This window comes from Candidatus Acidulodesulfobacterium acidiphilum (genome assembly GCA_008534395.1).
Classification (GTDB): domain Bacteria; phylum SZUA-79; class SZUA-79; order Acidulodesulfobacterales; family Acidulodesulfobacteraceae; genus Acidulodesulfobacterium_A; species Acidulodesulfobacterium_A acidiphilum.
The window spans coordinates 26,144-34,699 of the sequence record SHMQ01000021.1; the positions used below are offsets into that span (position 1 = coordinate 26,144).

At 36.6% G+C, this 8,556-nt stretch carries 6 protein-coding genes; all 6 read left to right on the forward strand.

Going from position 1 to position 8,556, the window contains the following annotated elements; genetic code table 11:
- Positions 1-18 precede the first annotated feature (18 nt).
- Positions 19-1,398: a hypothetical protein gene (locus EVJ48_07415; GenBank protein RZV38261.1), complete on the forward strand. Its 1,380-nt coding sequence runs from the start codon at positions 19-21 to the stop codon at positions 1,396-1,398.
- A 51-nt stretch (positions 1,399-1,449) separates the two neighbouring features.
- Positions 1,450-2,874 (forward strand): sugar transferase, encoded by a 1,425-nt coding sequence (locus EVJ48_07420; protein ID RZV38262.1) that lies wholly within the window; start codon positions 1,450-1,452, stop codon positions 2,872-2,874.
- A gap of 202 nt (positions 2,875-3,076) precedes the next feature.
- A complete protein-coding gene (locus tag EVJ48_07425) occupies positions 3,077-5,014 on the forward strand; it encodes an aconitate hydratase (protein RZV38263.1) in 1,938 nt (645 codons plus the stop codon).
- Positions 5,015-5,071: 57 nt separating this feature from the next.
- On the forward strand, positions 5,072-5,926 hold the full coding sequence (locus EVJ48_07430) for an NAD(+)/NADH kinase (protein RZV38264.1): 855 nt from the start codon (positions 5,072-5,074) through the stop codon (positions 5,924-5,926).
- 15 nt (positions 5,927-5,941) lie between these two features.
- Positions 5,942-7,651, forward strand: a complete 1,710-nt coding sequence (gene recN / locus EVJ48_07435) for a DNA repair protein RecN (GenBank protein RZV38265.1) — start codon at positions 5,942-5,944, stop codon at positions 7,649-7,651.
- An 81-nt stretch (positions 7,652-7,732) separates the two neighbouring features.
- The gene (locus EVJ48_07440; protein RZV38268.1) at positions 7,733-8,365 is read left to right on the forward strand and encodes a GNAT family N-acetyltransferase; all 633 of its coding nucleotides are present in this window, start codon (positions 7,733-7,735) and stop codon (positions 8,363-8,365) included.
- The last annotated feature ends 191 nt before the right edge of the window (positions 8,366-8,556 follow it).

An 8,556-nucleotide genomic window follows, 5' to 3' on the forward strand; every position in this document is an offset into this window, starting at 1 on the left:
TGGCAGTATGCTGAGCAGGTGGAATTTAACGATTTGAATTTATTGACATATTTTAAAATAGGAACTATACTGCTGTCAGCCGCAATATTAATTGCTCTTGCCGTCAAAAAACCTGAATTTAGAGGATTATTTGAAAAGGCCGGAGTTTTCGGAATATTTTTATTTGCGCTTTTTATACCCGTCAAAGACGGTATTGCCGTTTTCGGAATGATTGTTGCTATAGCTTTTTTTATAGCTTATAAAATATCAAAAAGAGAATTTTCCATACTTGAAACGGGTTTTAATATACCTCTTCTTATTTATGCAGTTATAGTAACAGCTTCTTTTTTCTGGACATTCAGCATTGCAGACAGTTTTAACGAAGGCGGAGAAATAATATATTTTATTTTATTCTTTTTTGCGGCAGCAGAACTTTTAAATTCAAAAAAAAGAATAAAAATAATGATTTATACTTTTACGTTTTCTATATGCGCCGCTATAATTTACGGATTTTTTCAGGGAATTTTTATCGACGCTCTTCATTCGCATAATAGGCTTACGGGATTAATTGGAAACTGGGTCGGTTTTCCGGTACAGGTATCTTACGGATTAATCGTAATTATAGCTTATTATCTGCTTGATTTTAAAAAGAAAGATATCGGAGACAGAACGTCGCTTGCGGAAAAAATAACAAGAATGTCGTATTTTATTATTTTCGGAATAATGATTCTCATTGGCGTTTTCGACATAGTATTTGCAAAGGCAAGGTCTGCATGGATAGGGATTATACCGGCTGTTTTTGTTTTAATGTATTTGAAATCAAAAAAACTTTTTGTTGCGGCGCTTATTCTGCTTTTATTATTAAACGTCGGGATTTTTTCCATTTCTAAAACGTTTAAAAGCAGGATTTTTTCTATGTTTAATCCTAAAATATATAAATTGGAACTTAAAAATCACGGCGATATAGAAAGTCATATAGCTTTAATAGAATCTGCATGGGCAGTTTTTAAAAGATATCCTTTTACCGGCATCGGAGTAGGCGCGTTTTCAAAATATTTCGACGAACATAAAGGCGTCAGATTTCCATGGTATTATAATCCAAAAACAGGTAAAAAAATATACGACCTTTATGATAACTGGCCTGAAAACGGCTATATGCAGACGCTGGCCGAAACCGGAATATTTAGTTTTATTGCGCTTATGTGGCTTTTTTTTCTTGCTTTGAAAAAACCGTTTAAATTATTTATTAATTCAAATGATAATTTTAAACGCAAAATAGCCGTAATATTAATAGGAACGTCTATAGTCTTTTATGGTTCTTTTGCCGGAGTATCTAATATGTCTAACGATCAGCTGACTAATTTATGGCTTTTCTTTTTAGCGTTGTTTGCGGCGGCAAGTTTACTGCCGGAAACCTAATTTTAACGATCAGATTTTAAAGCGGTAATTTATTGCAATATAATAAATATTATGTTATCCCAAAGAAGTAAAATTCTTGCCCAGTATTTTTATATAATTTCCGTTATTTTTATTTGCGGCGCTTTTTTTCTGTCTTTTATTACTTATAACCTGATAACCCCTCTGATAATAGGATATAGGCTTTATTCAATCGATTTTTATCTATGGCTTTTAGCCCCGATAGCTTTTATTTTTTATTTTTTACTATTTTTATTTAGAATGTATTTAAATTTAAATACGGAAAGTTTTAAATCGGACGTAATAAAGCTTTTTGAGATAACCGTAATATCGATATTTCTAATTTACGCCGTTCTTTTTATGTTTAAGGTAGCTTATGTATCAAGGCTTTTTATAGGATATTTTTCTATATATTCATTTTTGTCGCTAATCCTTGCCGATTACGCAGGAAGAAAACTATCGGTAAAACTTAAGAGACGGGGATACTCGATAAGAAATATAGTTCTGGTAAAAGGAGATAAAAACTCTGAGGGTGTAGGATGCGAAGGCGAAGGAAAAAATAAACGTCAAAACGGCATGAGCATAAGAGATATTATTATATCGAGCGAATATCTGGGTATAAAATTAGTTAAGGAAACCGACAAAAATGATTTAAGCGGACTGATAGATTTTGTTATAAATAATCCGGTGGACGAAGTTATATTCGACATAAAGGGCGGTGAAATTGCCGACATAAAAGAAGCTACCTTACTGCTTGAAGAAAAAGGTATAGCCGTTAAGATACCGACTAACTTTATACCTTTTAAATATTCAAAAGTAGCTTTTGAAAAAGTAGGAAATTATCCCGTTATTTCATTTTATACGTCGCCGGAAGACGATATCAGGCTTTTTGTAAAAAGATTGATAGATATAATAGGCTCGGTTTTTGCGATTTTTATATTTTTAGTTCCATCTATAATTATAGCCGTTTTAATTAAATTGGATTCTAAAGGAAGCGTTTTATACAAAAGCAAAAGAATAGGAAAAAACGGAAGACTTTTTACTTTTTATAAGTTTAGGACTATGTATGAAGGCAGCGATGAACTAAGAGAAGAACTTATAAAAGATTTTAGTAAAGACGGAATTGAAATAAAACTGAAAAACGACCCAAGAATTACCCGAATAGGCAAAATTTTGAGAAAAACCAGTTTTGACGAAATACCGCAATTTTATAACGTTTTAAGGGGGGATATGAGTCTTGTAGGCCCTAGACCGCCTATGCCCGACGAAGTAAAAAAATATTCCATAAGACAGAGGCGGAGGATTTCTATGAAGCCCGGCATTACCTGTCTGTGGCAGATTAGCGGAAGAAGCATGCTGAGTTTTGAGGATAGGGTAGAATTAGACTTAAAATATATCGACGAATGGACGTTAAAATTAGATTTTATAATTATTTTAAAAACCATTCCCGCCGTTTTATTTGCAAAAGGAGCGCTTTAAATACGGGGACAGAATTCAATTCTGTCCCCGTCACAAAATGGAAAAGGACGGAATTCAATTCTGTCCCCGTCACAAATTGGACAAGGACGGAATTCAATTACGTCCTTGTCGCAAATTGAGAATTTACTTTATTAAGAAAATATATTAAAATTATTCAATTAAAAATTAATACAAATAACATAAATCGGGAGAAATTTAATTTATGGGACAGAGTTTAACGTACAAAATTTTAAGCTCGCATCTTGTCGGCGGAAATTTAAAACAGGGAGAAGAAATTGCATTAAAAATCGATAGGACGCTTACGCAGGACGCTACCGGAACTATGGCATATCTGCAGTTCGAAGCAATAGGCGTACCTAAGGTAAAAACCGATTTGTCGGTCAGCTATATAGACCATAACACTCTGCAGACCGGTTTTGAAAATGCCGACGACCACAGATTTCTGCAGACGATAGCGGCAAAATACGGAATATTTTATTCTAAAGCCGGAAACGGAATATGCCATCAGGTTAATTTGGAAAGATTCGGCATTCCGGGAAAGACGCTTCTGGGTTCCGACAGCCATACGCCGACCGCCGGCGGAATAGGAATGATAGCTATAGGCGCAGGAGGGCTCGACGTTGCGGTTGCGATGGGCGGCGGGGCGTTTTATATGAATGTTCCCAAAGTCGTTCTGGTTAAACTTTCCGGAAAACTGCATGATTTTGTTTCGGCGAAAGACGTTATTTTAGAACTTTTAAGAAGGCTGACCGTTAAAGGCGGCGTAGGCAGAATTTTTGAATACGGCGGCGAAGGAGTAAAAACGCTAAGCGTTCCAGAAAGAGCGGTTATTACCAATATGGGCGCCGAACTCGGCGCGACTACATCCGTTTTTCCTAGCGACGAAAGAACTATGGAATTTTTAAAAGCCGAAGGAAGAATTCAGGATTATACGCCTATTTCCGCAGACGAAGATGCCGTTTACGACGAGATTATAGAAATTGATTTAAGTTCGCTCGAACCGCTTGCGGCAAAACCTCATATGCCCGACCAGGTAGTAAAAGTAAGCGAATTAAAAGACGTAAAGGTGGACCAGTCCGCCATTGGAAGCTGCACTAATTCGTCTTATGCCGACTTGATGACGGTAGCCGCAATATTAAAAGGAAAAAAAGTGCATCCCGACGTCAGTCTCGTTATTTCGCCAGGTTCTAAACAGGTCTTTGAAATGATTGCAAAAAATGGAGCTCTTGCCGATTTAATAGCTTCAGGGGCAAGGATACTGGAATCGACTTGCGGACCATGTATAGGTATGGGGCAGGCTCCGCGTTCAGGCGCCGTTTCTTTAAGAACTTTTAACCGTAATTTTGAAGGACGGAGCGGAACTAAGGACGCAAAAATTTATCTTGTTTCGCCGCAGACAGCGGCGGCTTCTGCGCTTACCGGTTATATTACCGACCCGAGGACGCTTGGAAAAGCTCCGGAAATTAAAATGCCGGAAAAATTCGATATAGACGATTCAATGATAATCCCTCCTTCTACTAAGCCGGAAGAAGTCGAAGTTTACAGAGGGCCTAACATTCAACCGCTTCCAGTTCAGCAGAAACTTCCGGAATCGATATCCGGAAATGTTCTTCTCAAGGTAGGCGATAATATCACTACCGACCATATAATGCCGGCAGGCTCTAAAATACTTCCGCTTCGGTCTAATATCCCTGCCATTTCTAAATATGTATTTGAAACGGTGGATCCGGCTTTTTCGGAAAGAGCGCTAAAGGAGAAAGGCGGTTTCGTAATAGGCGGCGAAAACTACGGGCAGGGTTCGAGCAGGGAGCATGCGGCGCTTGCGCCTATGTATCTTGGAGTTAAAGCCGTAATAGCTAAATCTTTTGCCAGAATCCATTTTGCAAATTTAATAAATTTCGGTATATTGCCCCTTATATTTGAAAACCCAGCCGATTATGATAAAATAAAACAGGGAGACGAACTTATCGCCCCTAACATTTTAAAAGAATTAAGCGAGCGCAAGCCGGTTACTTTTATAAATAAAAGTCAGGGAAATGCCGAATATAAGTTTAAGTATAATTTAACGGACAGACAGGTTAAAATAATAAAAGAAGGCGGATTATTAAATGAAACAAAAGCTCTTCATAAGCATTTTTAACTATAGCGCCGGAATTGACTTTCGGCGGCATTACAACGGCATCGTAACGGCAATTTAATGTTTTCATCCGATTTCAATAAGAATATTAAGAGGGTTCTGGTTTCCTACAAAAAAGACGCCGCGGCCGCTTTAAAATCCGCAGAATACGTGTGCGGACTTTTTAAAAAGAACGGCATAGAAACGATAATCAAGCCCAGTATGGATATCAAAAGTTCCGACACTAAAAACGTCGGACTTGTAGTAGTCTGCGGAGGAGACGGAACTCTTTTAATTACGCTTGGAAAGATTTTTCCTCAACTTTCCGAAGTGCCGGTAATAGGAATAGATTTCGGCACCCTGGGTTTCTTGGTAGAAGTTCCGGAGAAAAAAAAGAAAGATGCTATAGAAAGATTTTTAGACGGTACTTTGGAATTTATACCGAGAATGGCTATCGACATCGAAGTATTCAGGAAAGGCAAATCTATCGAAAAATTAGTAGCGTTAAACGAAGCGACTATCGCAAGGGAAAAAAGTATTCATGCCAGAATTATTAATTTAACCGTTTTTGTAAACGGTTTGAGATTGAACGATTACAGGGCTGACGGCCTTATTATCGCTACTCCTACCGGCTCTACGGCTTATTCTTTATCGGCCGGAGGACCTATAGTACAGCCGGATATGGGCGCTTTTATAATAACTCCTATATGCCCGCATACGCTCTCCAACAGACCTATAATAATAAATCCTTGCGAACTTAAAATAATAATTATGCCGCAGGAAAGGAATATTTTTATTTCCGCCGACGGAAGGGATGGCTTGAAATTAAATAACGACGACGAAATAATAATTAAAAAACATCCTTCTAAGGTTTACCTGTCTTCGTCTTTAGATAACGATTACTGGAATATATTAAGGACAAAATTAAACTGGTAAAAGGTCTAGACAAAATTGTTAAAAACTATAAAAATAAAAAATTTTGCCACTATAGATTTTTTAGAAATAGCTTTTTGCGGCGGGCTTAACGTTCTTAGCGGAGAAACCGGAGCCGGAAAAAGCATAATAATTGAATCCTTAAATTTTTTGTTCGGTAAAACTAAAGGATTGGACGTTATAAGAACTGGAGAAAAAGAAGGTTACGTTACTGCGGTATTCGATTTAAACGCGTCGGTAAAGGAAAGTTTAAACGGAATATTTGCGGAATCAGACGTTGAAGGATTAATAGACTTAGTGAGTTCCGACGATTTTAATATTAAAAGAACGATTACGGAAAGCGGTAAAAGCAGATATTTTATAAACGGGGAGCCGGTAAACAAAAACTTAATAGAGAAATTCGGCGAAAATTTGTTAAAAATATTCGGGCAGAACGACAGGAGATTTTTAATTGACCCTGCAAGCCAGCTTGCTTTTTTGGACGATTTCTCCGGCAACGAAACTTTGCTAAAAGAAGCTAAAAAGATTTATAGCGAAATCAAAAAAATATTATCGGAAAAAGAAGAAATAACAAGAAAAATAGACGGTATATCGCGCATAAGAACCTTAAATTCATACATAGTAAACGACGTCGAAAATTTAAATATTAAATCGGCAGACGAAGAAGAAATTTTAAAGCAGGAACTAAAAAAGTTAGAAAACGCAAACGCTATAAAAGAACTTATTTTGAATTCAATAGATTTAATAGACGGCGATGAATACGGGATTTTAAAGTCTATGGCTTTATTAGTTTCCAATCTCTCAAAATTGTCCGAATTAGATTCGGCTTTTAAAAAAACGGAAAGCTTAAAAAACGCCGAAACGGCAAAAATAGAAGTGGAAGATATTCTTTTATTTTTAGAAAAATATTCCGCTTTAGAATTCGACGAAGATAGGCTTAACGAAATACGCCTTAAAATAGATTCCGTTATAGGCATAGAAAATAAATATAACGTTTCCGGTTTAGAAGAACTTATTAAGCTATACGATGAAGCAAAGCAGGAATTAGGCGGTATTGCGGAACTTGAAAGAAGAATTTCCGAAATAGACGGCGAATATGAAAAGCTTAAAGAAAATTTTTTGTGGATATCCGGAGAATTACATGCAAAAAGAATAAAATCCGCTTCTATTATGGAAAAACAAATAGAAAAAGAACTGCTTTTTTTGAAAATTAAACCTATTTTTAAAATAAATATAGATAAAACCGATTTTGAGAAAAGTTTTTCGGAAACCGGATTGGACGATTGCATTTTTATGTTTTCAGCAAATCCGGGAGAAGAACCCAGGGCGCTTTCCAAGGTTGCTTCTGGAGGCGAACTTTCCCGCATAAGTTTATGTATTTTAAAAATTTTAAATAAAAGAAAAGATACCGCTACTTTTATTTTTGACGAAATCGATGCGGGAATCGGCGGCGACGTAGCTAATTTCGTAGGTTCGGCGCTTAAATCTATATCTGAAGCAAATCAGGTAATACTTATAACGCATCTAGCCCAGGTATCTTCGTTTGCCGACAGGCATTTTTTTGTTTATAAAGAAGTAATTAGCGGAAAAACATATACGAGGATAAAAGAGCTTAACGAAGAAGAGAGAATAACCGAAACGGCAAGAATGTTATCGGGCGATTCAAAAGGGGAAGCGGCTTTAATGCATGCAAGAGAAATTTTAAAAAACAGGGGCGGTTTTAAATAAAAAGATATGTATAAAACAGGCAGACAGAGATATGAAAAAGGCGGGGCAGCTATTTTTTATCCTACCGAAATAGAAATAGAGATGGAGGCCGAAACCGAGGAAGGTCTGACCGTTGAAAGCAAAGGCGGACGCGTTAAAAACCAAAAAATCGATAAAGAAGGCGTTGTCGGCAAAGGCGTTAAGACCGTAAAAGTAGTCCTGAGAAAAGCGCTTATGTGCGACGTTAAATCGCTCTATAAACTTTTTTCGGAATATTCAAAAGCCGGCGAGATGCTTCCGCGTTCAATGAGCGATATATATACTCATCTTAGAGATTTTTATATTGCCGAGATAGAATGTGAAACCGAAACCGGAAATGAAATTTTAAACGGAAATTATAGCGAAAAAGGCTCCTCCGGCTGCGAACCTGAAGTTATAGGGGCATGCGCTCTTGCAATAGTATGGGAAAATCTGGCGGAAATCAGATCGTTAGCCGTAAAAAGGCCTTATACAAGAAAACTTATTGGGACGGAACTTATAAAAAAATGCATAGAAGAAGCTAAATTCTTTAAAATAACCAATATATTTGCCTTAACTTACAAACCGCAATTTTTTCAAAAATCCGGTTTTAACGTTATAGACAAATCTGAACTGCCCCATAAGATATGGAGCGACTGTATAAACTGCGTAAAATTTCCGGATTGCGACGAAACAGCCGTAATGTTGAAAATATGAAAAAGGCGTCAGATTTTATTTTCCGAATACAAAACAGTTAATTGATATAAAAATAATTGATATAAAAAGCTACTTGCGGAAAATTAATCTGGCACCTTTTTCTAAAACAGCCTTTATTTTGAAAATATAGACAAAGCGCAATATATATATTATAATAATGGGGACAGAATTCAATTCTGTCCCCATAACAA